This is a genomic window from Azorhizobium caulinodans ORS 571, from assembly GCF_000010525.1.
In the GTDB taxonomy this organism is placed as follows: domain Bacteria; phylum Pseudomonadota; class Alphaproteobacteria; order Rhizobiales; family Xanthobacteraceae; genus Azorhizobium; species Azorhizobium caulinodans.
Genome location: NC_009937.1, coordinates 3,180,083 through 3,198,280, shown reverse-complemented (window position 1 = coordinate 3,198,280; position 18,198 = coordinate 3,180,083). Strand labels below are relative to the sequence as shown.

Annotated in this window: 15 protein-coding genes; 7 read left to right on the top strand and 8 right to left on the bottom strand. The window is 67.4% G+C overall.

Translation table 11 applies throughout. The features are described 5' to 3' along the window. Nucleotides 1-24: 24 nt before the first annotated feature. Entirely contained in the window at nt 25-813 is a 789-nt protein-coding gene (gene xth / locus AZC_RS14535) for an exodeoxyribonuclease III (RefSeq protein WP_012171336.1), read from the bottom strand. 362 nt (nt 814-1,175) lie between these two features. Between xth and AZC_RS14530 the strand changes: the two genes are divergently transcribed. Both AZC_RS14530 and AZC_RS14525 read left to right on the top strand, forming a co-directional pair. After that, nucleotides 1,176-2,447: an MBOAT family O-acyltransferase gene (locus tag AZC_RS14530; RefSeq protein ID WP_244421721.1), complete on the top strand. Its 1,272-nt coding sequence runs from the start codon at nt 1,176-1,178 to the stop codon at nt 2,445-2,447. Nucleotide 2,448: 1 nt separating this feature from the next. After that, on the top strand, nt 2,449-3,588 hold the full coding sequence (locus AZC_RS14525; protein ID WP_012171334.1) for an alginate O-acetyltransferase AlgX-related protein: 1,140 nt from the start codon (nt 2,449-2,451) through the stop codon (nt 3,586-3,588). A gap of 27 nt (nt 3,589-3,615) precedes the next feature. On the opposite strand, the gene AZC_RS14520 is transcribed toward AZC_RS14525, so the two are convergent. Beyond that, nucleotides 3,616-3,852, bottom strand: a complete 237-nt coding sequence (locus AZC_RS14520) for a hypothetical protein (RefSeq protein WP_012171333.1) — start codon at nt 3,850-3,852, stop codon at nt 3,616-3,618. Nucleotides 3,853-3,991: 139 nt separating this feature from the next. Then, nucleotides 3,992-4,327: an iron-sulfur cluster insertion protein ErpA gene (erpA, locus tag AZC_RS14515; protein WP_043879408.1), complete on the bottom strand. Its 336-nt coding sequence runs from the start codon at nt 4,325-4,327 to the stop codon at nt 3,992-3,994. 116 nt (nt 4,328-4,443) lie between these two features. Between erpA and AZC_RS14510 the strand changes: the two genes are divergently transcribed. The 3 genes from AZC_RS14510 to AZC_RS14500 all read left to right on the top strand — a co-directional run bounded on the left by AZC_RS14510 (nt 4,444) and on the right by AZC_RS14500 (nt 9,144). Continuing rightward, the gene (locus AZC_RS14510; protein ID WP_012171331.1) at nt 4,444-5,640 is read left to right on the top strand and encodes a deoxyguanosinetriphosphate triphosphohydrolase; all 1,197 of its coding nucleotides are present in this window, start codon (nt 4,444-4,446) and stop codon (nt 5,638-5,640) included. A gap of 33 nt (nt 5,641-5,673) precedes the next feature. Beyond that, on the top strand, nt 5,674-7,434 hold the full coding sequence (gene argS, locus AZC_RS14505) for an arginine--tRNA ligase (protein ID WP_012171330.1): 1,761 nt from the start codon (nt 5,674-5,676) through the stop codon (nt 7,432-7,434). 72 nt (nt 7,435-7,506) lie between these two features. After that, nucleotides 7,507-9,144: an SPOR domain-containing protein gene (locus AZC_RS14500; protein WP_043879407.1), complete on the top strand. Its 1,638-nt coding sequence runs from the start codon at nt 7,507-7,509 to the stop codon at nt 9,142-9,144. Nucleotides 9,145-9,307: 163 nt separating this feature from the next. Here the strand turns inward: AZC_RS14500 and AZC_RS14495 are convergent, their stop codons facing one another. The 3 genes from AZC_RS14495 to fdxA all read right to left on the bottom strand — a co-directional run bounded on the left by AZC_RS14495 (nt 9,308) and on the right by fdxA (nt 11,750). After that, nucleotides 9,308-10,504, bottom strand: a complete 1,197-nt coding sequence (locus tag AZC_RS14495; protein WP_012171328.1) for an amidohydrolase family protein — start codon at nt 10,502-10,504, stop codon at nt 9,308-9,310. Nucleotides 10,505-10,619: 115 nt separating this feature from the next. After that, the gene (locus AZC_RS14490) at nt 10,620-11,393 is read right to left on the bottom strand and encodes a ferredoxin--NADP reductase (RefSeq protein ID WP_012171327.1); all 774 of its coding nucleotides are present in this window, start codon (nt 11,391-11,393) and stop codon (nt 10,620-10,622) included. 27 nt (nt 11,394-11,420) lie between these two features. Then, entirely contained in the window at nt 11,421-11,750 is a 330-nt protein-coding gene (gene fdxA / locus AZC_RS14485; protein WP_012171326.1) for a ferredoxin FdxA, read from the bottom strand. 207 nt (nt 11,751-11,957) lie between these two features. On the opposite strand from fdxA, the gene AZC_RS25530 reads away from it, so the two are divergent. Further along, complete coding sequence (locus tag AZC_RS25530; protein ID WP_148209853.1) at nt 11,958-12,635, top strand: hypothetical protein; 678 nt, start codon at nt 11,958-11,960, stop codon at nt 12,633-12,635. Nucleotides 12,636-12,675: 40 nt separating this feature from the next. Here the strand turns inward: AZC_RS25530 and AZC_RS14480 are convergent, their stop codons facing one another. Both AZC_RS14480 and AZC_RS14475 read right to left on the bottom strand, forming a co-directional pair. Next, nucleotides 12,676-16,230 carry a molybdopterin cofactor-binding domain-containing protein gene (locus tag AZC_RS14480; protein ID WP_012171325.1) on the bottom strand — a complete coding sequence of 1,185 codons (3,555 nt, stop codon included), beginning with the start codon at nt 16,228-16,230 and terminating at the stop codon, nt 12,676-12,678. Next, nucleotides 16,227-16,721 carry a (2Fe-2S)-binding protein gene (locus AZC_RS14475; protein ID WP_012171324.1) on the bottom strand — a complete coding sequence of 165 codons (495 nt, stop codon included), beginning with the start codon at nt 16,719-16,721 and terminating at the stop codon, nt 16,227-16,229. The genes AZC_RS14480 and AZC_RS14475 overlap by 4 nt, the downstream gene beginning before the upstream one ends. A 290-nt stretch (nt 16,722-17,011) precedes the next feature. Here AZC_RS14475 and AZC_RS14470 point away from each other — a divergent pair, with 290 nt between their 5' ends. Further along, nucleotides 17,012-18,178: a CaiB/BaiF CoA transferase family protein gene (locus AZC_RS14470; RefSeq protein WP_012171323.1), complete on the top strand. Its 1,167-nt coding sequence runs from the start codon at nt 17,012-17,014 to the stop codon at nt 18,176-18,178. Nucleotides 18,179-18,198: the final 20 nt, after the last annotated feature.

The following is an 18,198-nucleotide window of genomic DNA, read 5'->3' as shown; positions in this document are numbered from 1 at the left end:
CGGAACACAGACGGACGCGCGGCCTCACGCCGCCATCTTCAGGTCGATCCAGGCGGGCACGTGGTCCGAGGGGCGCTCCAAGGCGCGCAGGTGCTTGTCGATGCCGGCGCCGATCAGGCGGTCGGCCGCCTGCGGCGAGAGCAGCAGGTGATCGATGCGGATGCCGAAGTCCCGCTGCCAGGCGCCCGCCTGATAATCCCAGAAGGTGAAGAGGCGCTCGGCGTCGGACGTGGCGCGCAGCGCGTCCGTCATGCCGAGGTTGATGATCTCGCGGAAGGCGGCGCGGGTGCGCGGCAGATAGAGCGCATCCTCGACCCAGGCGGCGGGATCGGCGGCATCGCGGGCATCGGGAATCACGTTGAAGTCGCCGGCGAGGATCAACGGCTCCTCCAGCTTCAGGCGGCTTTCGGTGAAGGCCTTCAGCCGGGCCATGAAGCCGAGCTTGTAGTCATATTTCTCGGTCTGCGGCGGGTTGCCGTTGGGCAAATAGATGCAGCACACCCGCACCACCCCGCCGGGCACCGAAACCACCGCCTCGATGAAGCGGGCCTGCACGTCGCTGTCGTCGCCAGCAAGTCCGTTGGTCACGTCCTCCAGCGGGCGCTTGGAGAGGATGGCCACGCCGTTGAAGCCCTTCTGTCCATGCACCGCCACATTGTAGCCCAGCGCCTCGAAGGGCTCGCGGGGGAACTGCTCGGTCTGGCACTTGATCTCCTGCAGGCACACCACGTCCGGCTGTGCCTCCTTCAGCCAGGCGACGGCATGTTCGGTGCGCAGGCGGACGGAATTCACGTTCCAGGTGGCGATACGCATGGGGACTCCTTCTTGCCCGGGAGCATAGAGCGCGAGGGGCGCGAAGGGGAGGGGCGCCGCAACGGAACAGAAATCATTGCTCGAAATGTTCCAGACAGAGGTATCTCGGTCGTTCATCGACTGAAACGGCCAAGTCGTCGTTCGCAATTCCGTGATCCGTATTGCCTCTCGCGGCAAAGGATGGCATTGCGAGGCAGGCACTTCAGCAGGCGGGCGGCACCCTTGAAATGACCTTCGCTTCGGTTGAGTTCATTTTCTATTTCTTTCCGCTTTTCCTGATATTCTATTTCTCAAGCCGAAAGCTGAAGATCCGTAATCTCGTTCTGGTTTTATTTTCGCTTGCTTTTTATTCTGTCGGCTATGTGCCTTATCTGTTTCTGCTTCTGGCGTCGATTTGTGTCAATTTCATCATCGCGCTGCGTATTGATGAGCGGCAGAACGCCTCCCGCAAGACGTTTCTCATCCTCGGCGTCACGGCAAATGTGCTGCTGCTCGGCGTCTTCAAATATACGGATTTCGCAGTCGACAACCTGAACGTGCTTCTTGCGCCGTTCCATCTGCGTCTGCCGGAGCCGGATATTGCCCTTCCGCTGGGAATTTCCTTCTACTCCTTCCACGCCATTTCTTACCTCGCCGACATTTATAAGGGCCGTGTACGGGCCAACCGCAGCCTCGGCCAGTTCACGCTCTACATGTCCATGTTCCCGCAGCTAGTGGCCGGCCCCATCGTCCGCTACGCGACGGTGGCGCGGCAGCTCGGCGACCGGCGCGTCACCTGGGGGCGCTTTTCCGCCGGCATGCGCCTCTTCGTCATCGGCCTCGCCTGGAAGGTGATGATCGCCGACGAGGTGGCGGCGCTGGCCGATGGCGTCTTCGATTCCACCACCCATCCGACTTTCGTGGAGGCCCTGCTCGGCCTCTATGCCTATACGGTCCAGATCTATTTCGACTTCGGCGGCTACTCCACCATGGCGGTGGGGCTCGGCGTGATGATGGGCTTCACGCTGCCGCGCAACTTCCGCCTGCCCTATGCGGCGCGCAGCGTCACCGATTTCTGGCGGCGCTGGCACATGAGCCTGTCGTCCTGGCTGCGTGACTATGTGTACATCACGCTCGGCGGCAACCGGCGCGGCGCCACCCGCACCTATGTGAACCTCTGGATCGTCTTCCTGCTGTGCGGCCTCTGGCACGGGGCAAGCTGGAACTTTGTCATCTGGGGCGCCTGGCACGGCGCCTTCCTCGTGCTGGAGCGGGCGTGGCTCGGGCGCCACCTGCGGCGCCTGCCGCCAGGCGTGTCGCACCTTTATCTGGTGCTGGTCGTGATGCTGGGCTGGGTGTGGTTCCGCGCCGAAACCTTCTCGGGCGCCATCGACATCTATCGCGGCCTCCTCGGGTTCAACGGCTTTTCCGACCAGTCGCTGGCGCTGGGCTTCGGCCTTCACCCGCTCAGCGCCGCGGCACTGGTCGCCGGCGGACTGCTCGGCTTCTGGCGCTGGCGCCGGCCGGCGCTGCTGAAGGGAGAGGGCTGGGTGGCGGTGGGGGCGGACTATGTCATGGTCGCCGCTCTCATGCTCGTCTGCGTGCTCTGGGTGGGCGGCGGCTCCGGCACGCCGTTCCTCTACTACCGGTTCTGACATGACGATGCTCAGCCATCACCGCCGCTATCTCGGCGCCGTCGTCCTGGTTATCCTCGCGCTGCTGCTCGCCGCCAATTTCGTGCCGGATCCGCTGGGGCGCGGGGTATGGCGCGGGCGCAGCCGCCCGCCGGCCAATGAGGCGCAGCGCCTGCTCTGGAAGGTGCAGGACTTCAGCCTCTATGTGCAGGACAATTTCGGCTTCCGTGCCAGCCTGCCGGCGCTCCGCCGCACCGTCCGGGCCGCGCTGGACGCGCCGAACGACCGCAACATCTATGAGGGCTCCAACGGTCACCTGTTCTGGGGGCGGGAGAACACGCCGGCGCAGTCCTCCGGCGACCTCGTGCGCGCCGAGGCGGTGGAGCGCTTCGTCGCGATGGCGAAGGCCCTGCAGGACGAGCTGGCGCCGCAGGGCGGGCGGGTGGTGGTCGCCATCCCGCCGAACGCCCAGTCCGTGGAGCTGCGCGACCTGCCGGACTGGCAGAAGGACTTCACGCCCCGCCCGACCGAATATGATCTCCTGCTGGCCGGCCTGAAGGCGGACGGCATCGCCGCCGTGGACCTGCGCAAGGTGCTGGGGGAGGCGCCGTTCACCGGGCCGCGTTACATGCGCTCGGACACCCACTGGACCTTTGCAAGCTCCGTCTATGCCTTCAACGCCGCCTTGCGGGCGGGCGGGCATCCGGACTGGACGGTGGACCCCAATGTGCTGATCGGCCCGTTGGAGCCGGCCCCGCCCGGCGACCTCGTGCGCACCAGCCGCAATGCGCGGCCGGTGCATGACCAGAATTTCGTGCCGCGCTTCCAGCCGCCCGACGCGCCCATCGAGCGCTCGCCGGTGCTGCGGGCGCCGCATGAACACCCCGCATTCCGCCCCTATGTGCAGCGCTTCCGGCCGGAAGGCCCGCGGGTGCTCATCATCGGGGACAGCTTCACCATCGGCACCTGGACGCGCCTGTTCGCGGGGACGCCGGTGGCGGAGGCGGGCTGGATGCACTTCTCCCGCCGCACGCTCGGCTATTGCGGCTTCGATGCCGCCGACGTGAAGGACTTCAAGCCGGACCTCGTCATCCTCGCCCGCACGGAACGGCTGTTCCCGTGCCTCGACGATGCCTGGCCGGACCATCTGCCGGAGCCTTAGCCGCCTGCGGCCGGCATCGTCAGCCCCTCAATCGCGCGTCATCGCCGCATGGCTCTGGTTGAGGGCGTCCAGCAGGTCGTTGAGGCCCTGAAGCGCTGCGTCGATGGAGGCGGCGCCCGTCTGCGCATTCATGATGGCCCCGTCGAGCGCCAGCGTCGCCGCCCAGGCGATCCCCGGTGCGGCCGCGTTGGCGGGCAGCAGGTCGGCAATGGCGTCGCGCAGCTCGGTCTTGTGCCGCGCTGCGATCTCGGCGACTGACGCCACGCTCTCTCGGGGAGGGGCTGGATCCGGTTCTGATCCTCTCGGCCCTGCTCATCCTGACCGGCGTCGTGATCGGGGCGCGGCGCAAGGCCTAGCCGACGGCTCGTGCAGCGATGCAAGCGCGCCCTGCATGGGGCCGTCTTCAGATGGAGAAGCTCGTCCCGCAGCCGCAGGAGGCGGTGGCGTGGGGGTTCTCGATCTTGAAGGCGGCGCCGATCAGGTCGTCCACGAAGTCGATGCGGCAGCCGGACATGTAGTCGAGCGAGACCTTGTCCACGAGGACGGTCGCGCCGTCCTGCTCGATGACGATGTCGTCCGGGTTGCGCTCGCGGGTGACGTCGAAGCGATACTGGAAGCCGGAGCAGCCGCCGCCTTCCACGCTCACCCGAAGCGCGCTCTCGGGCGCCTCTGCGGACAGGATTTCGCTGATGCGCCGGGCGGCGCTGTCCGTGACGATCACGGTGGTGGGGGTATCCATGGATGTCGTCCCACGCCTTTCGGCGGTTGATTGCATGTTGCAGGGATAGTTAAGTGCGCCCGCCGCCGAGTCAACGTGCGCGGCCAATGTCGCCGGTATCGGCGTATGGAGGTGGCATGGCGGTTTCCGGTGCGCGGCCCCGCATGACCTGGGCCTGCGATCCCGTGTGGACGCGCGGCCGCCTCGTGCCCGAGCAGGAGGGGACGCGCAGCGCCTTCCGGCGCGATTGCGACCGCATCATCCATTCCACCGCCTTCCGGCGCCTCAAGCACAAGACGCAGGTCTTCGTGTTCCATGAGGGCGACCACTACCGCACGCGCCTCACCCACACGCTGGAGGTGGCGCAGATCGCGCGCTCCATCGCGCGGGCGCTCGGGCTCGACGAGGATCTGGCGGAGGCGCTGGCGCTGGCTCATGATCTCGGCCATCCGCCCTTTGCCCATGCCGGAGAGCGGGCGCTGGACGCCTGCATGGCCGACTATGGCGGATTCGATCATAACGCGCAGTCGCTGCGGGTGGTGACACGGCTGGAGCGCCGCTATGCCGGCTTCGACGGCCTCAACCTCACCTGGGAGACGCTGGAGGGCATCGCCAAGCACAACGGTCCGCTGACCGATCGCTCCGGCAAGCCGCTGGGCGCTGCCGGCGACGTGCTGCCCCACGCCATTGTCGCCCATTCCGCGGTCCAGGATCTGGAACTCTGGACCCACGCCGGGCCGGAGGCGCAGGTGGCGGCGATCTCCGACGACATCGCCTATGACGTGCACGATCTCGATGACGGCCTGCGTGCCGGTCTCTTCCATCTGGACGAACTGGAGGCGCTGCCGCTGGTAGGCGCGGTGCTTGCCGAGGTGCGCGCGTCCTGGCCGAGCCTCGAAACCGGCCGGGTGATCCACGAGGTGATGCGCCGCCTCATCACCCGCTTCGTCGAGGATGTGGTGCGCGAGACCGAAACGCGCGCCCGCGCCGCCAAGGTGCGCTCTTCCTTCGATGTGCGCATGGCCGGCGCGCCGCTGGTGGCCTTCTCGGCCGGGATGCGGACTGCCGAGGCGGCGGTGAAGGGCTTCCTCTTCCCGCACATGTACCGTCACGCGCGGGTCAACCGCATCATGGATGAGGCGCAGGGCGTGGTGCGCGACCTGTTCGCCCTGTTCATGGCGCGCCCGCAGGAGATGCCGGCCGACTGGCAGCTGGAGGGGGCGCCGCCAGAGCGGATGGCACGGCGCGTGGCCGACTATATCGCCGGCATGACCGACCGTTACGCCCTCGACCAGCACGCCCGCTTTTTTGACACGACGCCGGAATTGCGTTAGGCGCCCGGCTGCTTTCACCACACGGATGATGCCATGAACGTCTACGCGATCTTCGCCGATCACGTGAGAGAAGCCGTCGCCGCTCTTGCCGGCGAACTGCCCGAGGCCGGCGCGCTCGACCTCTCCCGGATCGTCGTCGAGCCCCCGCGTGACGCCGCCCATGGCGATCTCGCCACCAATGCGGCCATGGTCCTCGCCAAGGACCTGAAGATGAAGCCGCGCGATCTCGCCGAGAAGATCGCCGCGCGGCTCGCGCAGGTGCCGAACGTGGCCAAGGTGGACGTGGCCGGACCCGGCTTCATCAACCTCACCCTCGACGCCGGTTACTGGCCCGGCGTGCTCGCCGCGCTGCTGCGCGCGGGCACCGACTTCGGCCGCTCGGACCTCGGGGGCGGGGAGGCGGTGAACGTGGAATACGTCTCCGCCAACCCCACCGGCCCCATGCATGTGGGCCATTGCCGGGGCGCGGTGTTCGGCGATGCGCTGGCGAGCCTCCTGGCTTTCGCCGGTTTCAAGGTGACCCGCGAATATTACATCAACGACGCGGGCGCCCAGGTGGACGTGCTCGCTCGCTCCGCCTACCTGCGCTATCGCGAGGCGGCCACCGGCGAGACGGTCGAGATCCCCGACGGGCTCTATCCGGGCGATTACCTCGTGCCCGTGGGCAAGACGCTCGCCGAGGTGCACGGCTCGGAATATCTGGAATCGCCCGAGAGCGAGTGGCTGCCGATTTTCCGCACCTTCGCCATCGGCGCGATGATGGAGATGATCCGCGACGATCTCCAGGCGCTCGGCATCTCCTTCGACGTCTTCTTCTCCGAGCGCTCGCTGACCGCCGCCGGCATCGACCGGGTGGGCCTCACCATCGAGCAACTGCGTCGCACCGGGGAGGTTTATGAGGGCCGTCTGCCGCCGCCCAAGGGCGCGCCCATCGAGGACTGGGAGGATCGCGAGCAGAGCCTGTTCCGCTCCACCGCCCATGGTGACGATGTGGACCGCCCGCTGGTGAAGTCCGACGGCAGCTACACCTATTTCGCCGGCGACATCGCCTATCACAAGGACAAGTTCGACCGCGGCTTCCGCCGCATGATCGATGTCTGGGGCGCCGACCATGGCGGCTATGTGAAGCGCATGCAGGCCGCCGTGAAGGCGGTCACCGCCGGTCAGGCGACCCTCGATGTGGAACTGTGTCAGCTCGTGCGCCTGCTGCGCAACGGCGAGCAGGTGCGCATGTCGAAGCGCGCGGGCTCCTTCGTCACGCTCCGCGAGGTGGTGGACGAGGTGGGGCGCGATGCGGTCCGCTTCATGATGCTGTTCCGCAAGAATGACGCGACGCTCGATTTCGATCTCGCGAAGGTGATCGAGCAGTCCCGCGAGAACCCCGTATTCTATGTGCAGTATGCGCATGCGCGGGCGCAGTCGATCCTGCGCAACGCGAAGGAACAGCATGCCGATCTGCCGGAAAGCGGCGCCATTTATGCGCACGCGCCGCTGGACCGGTTGACGGACGAGGGCGAACTTGGTCTGGTGAAGCGGCTGGCGGGCTGGCCGCGCCTTGTGGAGCAGGCGGCTCACGCCCGCGAACCGCACCGCGTGGCCTTCTATCTGCATGAGGTGGCGAGCGAGTTCCACGGACAGTGGAACCGCGGAAAAGACTTGCCACATTTACGCTTCATTATCGAGAATGATCGAGAATTGACCATGGCCCGTCTGGCTTTGGTCCACGGCGTGGCTGCGGTCCTCGCCTCTGGCCTTGGCTTGCTGGGTGTCGAGGCCGTCGACGAAATGAAGTGACCGTCGCGGGTCGGAGCCGCCAGAGCCGGCGGCCCGCCACCCTCGATGGCCGATGGGCATAATCGAGGCGACATGGGCGACGAAAGCAGGTTCCGCTACCGGCGCGACGACACTCAGGCCAATGACGGCCGCGTGCCGCGCATGGAGCGTCCCACCGCGCGAGACGCCGCGCCCGCCAGTCGCGCCGACGAGGCCCTGGCTGAACTCGCGCGGCTGATCGGGGATGAAGACCCCTTCGCCGATTTCAACGATCCGCGTCGCGCCCCGCCGCCGGTGCAGCCCGAGGCGACCCGTGCGCCGGCCGGTCGCCAGCAGCAGGCCGCTCCCGCTCCCCCGCCCGATCGGCGCTATGATGACTGGCAGCCCGGCCGTCGCGGCATGCGCGAGCCCCCGCCCGGCACGCCCGCCCACATGGCGCCCACCCGCGCCGCCGCCCGGCCCGATGAATGGACCGAGCCGAGCCGCGCTTCGGTGCGCCAGGGCTATGGATCGCTCTCCCGCCGCCCCGATCCTGCGGCGCCCCAGGAGGGCTATGAAGACGAATATTACGAGGAGCAGCAGCCCGCGCCGCAGCCGCCCGAGCGGACGGTGACGCGCGGTGGCGCCTTCACGCAGGCCGCCGCCCGGCACGATCACCGCGATGCGGGGCTCACCCAGCGCGGCGATTATGCACCGCAGCGGGACGAATACACCCAGTCCCGCACCGCCGCTGCCCCCACCCAGCCGGCGGCACGCCAGGCCCAGCACGACCCCTATGCGCAGGACGAGGCGGGCTACGCTTATACGGCCCAGTCCCGGCACCCGCACGACGAGCAGTATGACGAGGCCTATGACCCGGCCTATACGGACGACGGCTACATGCCGCCGCACGACGAGGATTTCTACGAGCCCGAACCGCGCCGCAAGAACCGCACCCTGATCGTCGCGGCCCTCGCCGTTGTGGCGGTGGCCGTGGTGGGCGTTGGCGGCGTGTTCGCCTACAAGACGTTCGCGGGCAAGGGCTCGTCTTCGGAAAGCGCCAGCGGCCAGCCGCCGGTGATCCGCGCGGGCGAAGGTCCGGTGAAGACCGCGGGTCCTGCGCCGACGCAGACGAGCGACGGCCAGAAGCTCATCTATGACCGCGTCGGCGGTGGAAATCCCGGCAATGAGCGCGTGGTGCCCCGCGAGGAGCAGCCGGTGGACGTGAATGCCGCCGCGGCGGCGGCTGCCGCGGCCCAGGCCGCCAATCCCACCGAGCCCAAGAAGGTCCGCACCCTGACCGTGCGCGCCGACGGCTCCGTGGTGAACGCACCCTCGCCAGTGCCGGCCCCGCCGCCCGGCGTTGCGCCCATCGCCTTCGCGCCGAACCAAAATCCTGTTCCGTCGGGCGCGCCCGCCCCGACGCCGGTGCAGACCGCCTCCGTGGCGGCGCCCGCCGCCGCTCCCGCCGCGCCGCCCCCGGCGGCGGCACCGGGATCTGCCGGCGGCTTCGTGGTGCAGGTGGCCTCGCAGAAGTCCGAGGCCGATGCACTCGGCTCCTTCAAGGTGCTGCAGTCGCGCTATCCGCAGTTGCTCGGCACCTACAAGGCCAGCGTGAAGAAGGCGGACCTTGGCGAGCGCGGCATCTATTACCGGGCGCAGGTCGGTCCCTTCACCACCCGCGAGCAGGCCAACGACCTCTGCCAAAGCCTGCGGGCGCAAGGTGCCGACTGCCTGGTGCAGAAGAACTGACCGGCCTTCCAAGCGTTGGATCTATGTTGCGAAGAGGCCCCCGAGCGGGGCCTCTTTTCGTTTGGGCGCCCAGAATAGGACGCCAGCACAAGAAAAAGGCCGCACCCATTGGGTGCGGCCGCGAATGTCGGGACGGGGGCGGCGAGATCTGCCCGCCCGCGCCTCACTTCACCAGGAAGGGAACGCGGGTGGCGGGCGGGGTGTTGCGCGAGCGCTCCGTGCGCACGATGCCGTCGATGATGGTCATGCCGATGCCCGGCAAGTCGCCCAGCTGGACGCTCTCCAGGAGGTTCTTGCCGGCCGAATGCTGGGCGGTGTCCATGATGACGAAATCCGCCGCCCGGCCCACCTCGATGAGGCCGGTGTCCAGCGCGCGCATGCGCGCGGTGTTGCCGGTGGCGAGGCAGAAGGCCTGTTCCGCTGGCAGGTCGCCCAGCGAGGAGAGCAGCGAGACCATGCGCAGGATGCCGAGGGGCTGCACGCCCGAGCCGGCGGGGGCGTCGGTGCCGAGGATCACGCGGTGGAGATCGCCCATCTCCTTGGCGATGCGCAGGGTGTAGAGGGCCGAGCGCTCATTGCCGTTGTGCACCAGCTCCAGGCCACGCTTGCAGCCCTCGCAGATGCAGCGGATCTGGCTATCGGGCAGGGCGGTGTGGCCGCCGTTGATGTGGCCCACCACGTCCGTGTCCGCTTCCAGCACCACATCCTTGTCGATGAGGCCCGAGCCGGGGATCGAGGGGCCGCCGGTGTGGATGGTGGACTGGATGCCATACTTGCGCGCCCAGCCGACCATCTTGCGGGCGGTGGGGCCGTCCTTCACGCCGCCGAGGCCCACTTCGCCGAGCAGCTTCACTCCGGCGGCGGCGAGCTCCTTGAAGTCCTCCTCCACCATCTCATGCTCGATGACGGGAGCGCCCGCATGGATCTTCACGCCGCCGGGACGGAAGGCGGTGAAGGTGCGCTGGGCGGTGATGGCGAGCGCCTTGAGACCCACGACGTCGCGCGGGCGGCCGGGATAATGCACCTCGCCGGCCGAAATCATGGTGGTGACGCCGCCGTGCAGGAAGCTGTCGATCCAGTTGAGCTGCTGCTGGCGGGGCGTCCAGTCGCCCGCCACCGGATGCACATGGCTGTCGATGAGGCCGGGTGTCACCGCCGCGCCATTGGCGTCGACGGTGGTGGTGGCGCCCTCCACGTCCACGTCCTTCAGGCGGCCGATGGCGGTGATGCGGCCGTTCTCGGCGACGATGGTGTCGGCATCGAGAATGGGCTTCTCAAGATCGCCGCTCAGCAGCAGGCCGATGTTGCGGATGACGAGCTTGGTGGGGCCGGTGGGGCCGCTCGGGGCGTCGTGGGCCATCTATGCACTCCGGAAGGCGACCGGCGACGCGCGGGCGATCCCGGCCATTTATTTGTAGGCATATGAAAACTACGCCCCGACGCGGCGCTTGAGAACCGCGTCGGGGCAAAAAATCTCAGCGCTCGGCGAAGGCCTTTTCCAGCACGAAGTCGCCGGCCTCGCCGCTGTTGCCTTCCTCGAAGCCGCGTGCCTCGAACATGCCGCGCAACTGCACCATCATCTCCGGCGAGCCGCAGAGCATCACCCGGTCGCGGGCCTTGTCGATGGCCGGCAGGCCGATTTCCTCGAACAGCTTGCCGCTCTCGATGAGATCGGTGATGCGGCCGCGATTGCGGAAGGGCTCGCGGGTGACGGTCGGGTAGTAGATCAGCTTGTTGGTGATCTCCTCGCCGAGGAATTCGTGGGCTGGCAGATCCTGCGTGATGAGTTCGCCATAGGCGAGTTCGGACACCTGCCGGCAGCCGTGGACGAGCACCACCTTCTCGAAGCGCTCATAGGTCTCCGGATCGCGGATGATGGAGAGAAATGGGGCAAGGCCGGTGCCGGTGCCGAGCAGATAGAGGTTCTGGCCGGCCTTCAGATTGTCCAGCACCAGCGTGCCGGTGGCCTTCTTTCCGACGATGATGGGGTCGCCCACCTTCAGATGCTGGAGGCGCGAGGTCAGCGGGCCGTCCTGCACCTTGATGGAGAAGAATTCGAGATTCTCCTCATAATTTGGGCTCGCCACCGAATAGGCGCGCAGCAGCGGCTTTCCGTCCACCCTGAGGCCGATCATGGTGAACTCGCCATTGCGGAAGCGGAAGCCGCTGTCGCGCGTGGTGGTGAAGGAGAACAGGCGGTCGGTCCAGTGGTGGACGCTGAGGACGCGCTCTTCCAGCAGGTTGCTCATGGGTCGGGCTCGATGGTTCGGGAGGGATCAGGCGGCGGGGGCGGGGTCGAGCAAAGCGAGCTTGCCCGCCTTGCCCTTCCAGTCGTCCGCATCGGCGGGCGGCTCGCCCTTCTCGGTGATGTTGGGCCATGTGGCGGCGTATTCGGCGTTCAGCGCCAGCCATTCGCCCGCGCGCGGATCGGTGTCCGGCACGATGGCCTCCGCCGGGCATTCCGGCTCGCACACGCCGCAGTCGATGCACTCGTCCGGGTGGATCACCAGCATGTTCTCGCCGGCGTAGAAGCAGTCCACCGGGCACACGGACACGCAGTCCATATATTTGCAGCGGATGCAGCCATCGGTGACGACATAGGCCATGGAAAGCGTCCGGCTCTGGCGTCCACCAGCGAGTGGTGGACAGTTTGTTCGTATACAAATGAAAATAAGCCAAGCCCTGCGGCTGTCAATCGCCTGCGTGCTCTGGCGATGCGGACATTTTGGGCAGGGCTGCGCGGTGGGCGGGCAGGACAAGTCGCGGCCTTAATCCAACCTTGCCTGAACATTGCCGGGATCGTATCGGTTCAGATGGACAAAGCCCTGGATGGAGTAATGATATCGGGCGCAATTTGTGTGGGGGATTGCAGGGCTATGAGCACAAGATTTTCGGAAGCATTTCAGCTTAGGCAGCAGCCGGAAGCTTGGCTGATAAGCGCCCTGAATCTAAGACGATCAGCTAATATTATTGTGGAGCATCAGAGGGGTCATGACATAGCGTTTGGGCGAGCGCTGTTTCGCGCCACGATCCAAGCGCCAGCCGTGAGCGGTGCCGGCTCGGATGGTATTGACGTAGAAATTGACTGCGAGCCGCCGGATTATACCGCTGCGTATATGCTTTCCGGTTTCGCGATGGAAAACGCCCTTAAGGGTATAATCTACGCACGTAATCCGGAATTTGTGGATGCCGGAAAGCTGAAGAGGGTAGTGACAAATCATGATCTCGTGAAATTGGCTCAAACGGCGAGGTTCGAATGCCAAAATCTTGAGGGAAGAGCTTTGGAAATGCTGACCAAGGTTATCGAATGGGCCGGGCGATATCCCGTTGCGCTGATTGCTGAACGGCAAAATTTTGATATATCTATGGTTTCATGGGGATTTTCGCCCGTCGTGGATTTGTGTCTGGCACGCATGATCGAAGAATTGGAGCGGTTGATCGGCGAAAACATCGAAAATAATCCCCCAATTATCCATGTTAGAGATATCTAATTTGCATAGAGTGTTCTGATCTGCGGGAGTGTCTCCTGTCTCAATGCGTCGTCGGCGCGCTCCGTAGCCGCGTCACTTCCGCGTCTACGCCCTCCCACGGCTTGGCATCGGGGGCGAACTTGGCGCGGATGTAGCGGACCAGTGCGGCCACCTGCCCGTCGTCGAGGCTTTCGCGAAAGGCGGGCATGTCGCCGAGGTCGCGGGCGGCGGGGGAGGGGATGCCGTCCAGAATGACGCGGATGAGATTGTCCGGCCGCGCCGCATGGACATTGGTGTTCAGCGCCAGCTCCGGGCGCACGCCGAACAGGGTCGGCCCGCTCTCCGAATGGCAGGCAGCGCAGGCGCCCTCATAGAGCTTGCCGCCCAGCGTATCCAGCGGCCGCAGGGAGGCGCTCGCCTTTGCCTGCAACTCGGCCGCCCTGGCAGCGGGATCGGCGGGGGCGGGGCCTGAGAAGGACGCGAGATAGGTCGCCATGGCGCGGATGTCCGCATCCGGCAGATGGGAGAGTTCCTGCACCACCGGCGCCATGGGGCCGGCGGCCGTGCCGTGGTGGGGCGAGAACCCGGTGCGCAGATAGGAATACAGCGCCTCTTCCGTCCACGGGATGGGCGCGGAGGAGAGCGCGGTGAGGGCGGGGGCTTCCCAGCCGTCCACCATGCCGCCGGCAAGGTATGCGGCGCCGGTCTTCTCGGCACCCAGCACGTTGCGCGGCGTGTGGCAGGCGCCGCAATGGCCGAGCCCGTCCACCAGATAGGCGCCGCGATTCCACTGCGGCGAGCGGGCCGGGTCCGCCTCCATCTGGCCGGGCTTCAGGAACAGCGCGTTCCAGCCGGCCATGAGCGGGCGGATGTTGAAGGGGAAGGCCATCTTCGCCTCCGGCGTCGGGGCGGAGACGGCGGGCTGCGACATCAGATAGGCATAGAGCGCCTGAAGGTCGGTGTCGGAGGTCTTGGTGAAGGCCGTATAGGGAAACGCAGGGTAAAGATGCCGCCCGTCCCGCGAGATGCCCTCGCGCATGGCCCGCTCGAAGGCGGCGTAGGACCAGCGGCCGATCCCGGTCTCCGGATCGGGCGTCAGATTGGTGGCATAGACCGTGCCGAAGGGCGTCTCCATGGCCCGTCCGCCCGCGTTCGTCACGCCGCCGGGAAGGGTGTGGCACACGGCACAATCGCCCAGCGCCGCGAGCTGTTTGCCACGCGCGATCATCTCGGCGGAAAAGCTCGTGGGATCGGGTGGGGTGATGGGTGCGATGGCGCCCCGGATGGGCAGGGCCACGCTCGCCATGCCGAGCGCCCCCGCCAGCGCCGCGCCCGCCAGTGCGAACCACGAGCGCTTCTTCTTCTCTGGCTTCGGATCGGGCGGCGGGGCCTCGCCGGTGAGCGCCGCGCGCACCCGGTCGGGCGTGAAGGGCGGCTCGCGGAAGCGCACGCCGGTGGCATCGAAGATGGCATTGGCAATGGCGGCGGCGCTGGGCACGGAGGCGCTCTCGCCGGACCCCAGAGGCGGCTCCTCCGGCCGGGGCATCAGCACCACCTTGATGACCGGCACTTCCGGGAAGGTGAGAATGGGATAGGCGCCCCATTCCCGGCTCGCCACCTCGGTCTTGGAGAAGCTCACCTCTTCCTTCAGCGCCCGGCTGGTGGACTGGATGACATTGCCGTGGATCTGGTGCTCGATCCCGGCGGGATTGATCATCAGGCCGCTGTCCTGCCCCACCACCACACGGGTCACGTTCACGTCGCCCGTCGCCTTGTTCACCTCCACATCCGCCACCCAGGCGGACCACGCGGCGCCATAGCCAGGGAATTTGGAGTGGACATAGAGCGCATAGGCAAAGCCCTGCCCGCGCACGATGTCGCCCTCCACCACCTGCTGGCGCGCCCCGGTGCGATGCTCCCAGCCGGCTTTCGCCGCCACCTCCTTCACGAGGTCCACGGCGCGCGGATCGTGCAGATAGCGCAGGCGATACTCGACGGGGTCGACGCCGGCGGCGGCGGCGAGTTCGTCGATATAGCTCTCGTGAGCGAAGGAATTGGGGAGGGCCGAGACGCCCCGCAGCCACGCCGCCCGCACGATGGGCGCCATGTCGTGGGCCACCACGCGCATGTTGTCATAGGCATAGGGCGGGATGGCCGTGCGGTCGCCCATCTCGAAGACGGGATTGTCCGCCGGCACCCGGCCCGTCAGCAGCAGCGCCAGCGTGACGGCGGCGTTGGAGGGATAGCGGGTGGAGAAATCATAAGCGGCCGGCGAACCGTCGGCAGTGATGCCGCCCCGAATTTCCATGAGCTGCGCCGCGCCCTTGGGCTCCCAGGCGTGCTCCTGCTCGCGGGTGAGCTGCACCCGCACCGGGCGGCCCACGGCGCGTGAGAGCAACGCGGCGTCCGCCGCCACGTCGTCCGCGCAGTTGCGGCCATAGCAGCCGGCGGCCTCGAAGCGGACGATCTCGATGGTCTCTTCCGGCAGGCCCAGCAGCAGAGCGATGTCGGCGCGCAGGGGATAGGGATTCTGCGTGCCGGACCAGACGGTTGTCCCCTCCGGTCGCACATCGGTCACGGCGCAGGAGGGGCCGATGGAGGCGTGCATCTGGTAGGGCCACACATAGGTGCGGTCCATCTGCTGGGCGGCGGCGCTGTGGGCCGCCTCCACATCGCCCCGCTCGTGCAGCAGGCGTGGCTTGCTGGGGTTGGTGCGCAGGGCGTTGGGAATGTCCGTGAGGTCCGCCGGAAGGGGCGGCGGCTCCTTCCAGCGCACCTTCAGGCGGCGGGCGGCCTCGGCGGCCTGCTCCTCGCGCTCGGCCACCACGCCCACGAAATCGCCCATGGTGACCACCGCCACCATGCCGGGAATATCGGCCACCGAGCTTTCATCGACGGCAATGAGGCTCTTGCCGATGAAGTCGCCCGCATCAATGCCCGCATAGGGCGGGCGCACCACGCGCCCGTGCAGCATGCCGGGCACGCGCACGTCATGCACATAGGTGAAGGTGCCGGTGGCCTTGGCGGGAATGTCCACGCGGGGCATGCGCTGGCCGACGATGCGATAGTCGGAGACGGGTTTCAGCGCCACGCTCTCCGCCAGCATCAGCCGGTCGCGGCGGCCGGCGATCAAGGCGGCATAGGAGACGCCCGCATTGCCGCCGGCTTTCGGATGAACCACGCCGTCCGTCACCGTAAGGTCGGCTTCCGGCAGGCCGAGGGCCTCGGCGGCGAGCGCCACCAGATGATGGCGGGCCTGCGCCGCTGCCCGGCGCAGGGGCTGGGCGGAAATCTGGATGCTATCGCTGGCGATGGTGGCGCCCTGGTTGGGCGTGCCGCCGGTGTGGCCGAGCACCATGGTTACGCGGTCGATCGGCAGGTCCAGTTCCTCGGCCACGATCTGGGCCAGCGCGGTGCGGATGCCGGTGCCGAGGTCCACATGGCCATTGAAGGCCAGCGTCCGGCCTTCGTCATCGAGGAACAGGAAGAGGTCCAGCGCGCCTTCCGGCGGCGGGGCGGTGGGCACGAGGCCCTTCACATGCTGCGCCGGGCGCAGGATGGCGAGCGTGCCGGCGCGGGCGAGCAGAGCGTCGGGGGAAGGCGCCGGCTCGGTCATGGCGCCACGCTCGTCTCTGGCGCGGCGGCCATGTCGCTTGCGGCGCGCAGCACGGAGCGCAGGATTTCCACGTGCGTCCCGCAGCGGCAGAGATTGTAGCGTAGCGCTTCGCGGGCCTCGGCCTCGGTGGGGCTGGGGTTGCGCTTCAGAAAGGCGACTGTCGTCATTATCATGCCGTTGAGACAATAGCCGCACTGGGCGCCCTGTTCGGCGATGAAGGCGGCCTGTACCGGATGCGGGGCGGCCAGCGTGCCAAGGCCCTCCAGCGTCGTCACCGCGCGGCCCTCCACGCTGGCGAGCTTGGTGACGCAGGAACGCGCCGCCACCCCGTCCACCAGCACCGTGCAGGCGCCGCATTCGCCAAGGCCGCAGCCGAACTTGGGGCCGTTGAGGCCGAGATCGTTGCGCAGCACATAAATGAGCGGGGTCTCACGCGGCAGCGCGAAGCCGTGCGGCACGCCGTTCACGGTGAAGGCAACCTCATCCGCCATGTCGCGCCCGCTCCGGGCCGGACAAACGACAACGGGCGCCGCAGGCCGCAAGGCCCGCCGCGCGCTGTGGGTTCGCGATCATGTCCGCCCCTCTGGCTGGCTTGCGCGATTGTTTGCCTAGATTGTTTCTGTACTAATGAATGACGTCAAGCGCCGCTTGCGCTTCGCATTCCCCCTCGACACCCTGCCGCCGCCGGTTCCATTCTGGCGCGAGGTCATTGTGGAAGAAGGCGTTCCATGTCGTTTTGTCCGTGCTCCGTCGTCGCGTCCAGTCACCTGGGAGGGCGCCCATGAGCGGTCCTCTGGAGGGGCTGAAGGTCCTCGAACTCGCCCGCATCCTCGCCGGCCCCTGGGTGGGGCAGGTGCTCGCCGATCTCGGCGCGGACGTGGTGAAGGTGGAAAGCCCGGACGGCGACGACACCCGCACCTGGGGCCCGCCCTTCGTGCCCGCGGCCGATGGGGGCGATCTTTCCGCCGCCTATTTCCATGCGGCCAATCGCGGCAAGAAGTCCGTGGTCATCGACTTCCGCACCCCCGAGGGGCAGGAGGAGGTGCGCCGCCTCGCCGCCAAGGCGGACGTGCTGGTGGAGAACTTCAAGGTCGGCGGCCTGAAGAAATACGGGCTCGACGCCGAGAGCCTGAAGGCGGTGAACCCGCGCCTCATCTATTGCTCCATCACCGGCTTCGGCCAGACCGGGCCCTACGCGGAGCGGGCGGGCTACGACTATCTGGTGCAGGGCATGGGCGGGATCATGTCGCTCACCGGCGAGCCGGCGGGCGAGCCCATGAAGGTGGGCGTCGCCTTCGCCGACATCTACACCGGCCTGTACGCCACCGTGGGCATCCTTTCGGCGCTGCGGCGGCGGGATGCGACGGGGCAGGGCGCGGTGGTGGACATGGCGCTGCTGGATTGCCAGGTGGGCGTGCTCGCCAACCAGGCCATGAACTATCTGGTCAGCGGCAAGGCGCCGGCCCGGCTCGGCAATGCCCATCCCAACATCGTGCCCTATCAGGTCTTCCCGGTGGCGGATGGCTATGTGATCATCGCGGTGGGCAATGACGGGCAGTTCCGGCGTTTCTGCACCGTGCTCGGCATCCCGGAGACCGGCACCGACCCCGACTATGCCACGAATCGGGACCGGGTCCGTAATCGGGCGGCGCTGGGCGCGATTCTCAGCGAACGCATGGCCACCTTCCAGAAGGCGGACCTGCTGGCGAAGCTGGAGGCGGAAGGCGTGCCGGCCGGCCCGATCAATACGCTGGACGAGGTCTTCGCCGATCCGCAGGTGATCGCGCGGGGTCTGCGCATCGACATGGAGGCGCCCGATGCCGCCGGTGGCACCGTCCCGGGTGTGCGCACGCCGATCACCATCGACGGCGAGCCGATGGTTTCGGGCCAGCCGTCGCCCGAACTCGGTTCGCACACCGCGGCGTTCAAGGCCGGCGAGCTCTGGTGAAACCCGCGCGCCAGGGGCCG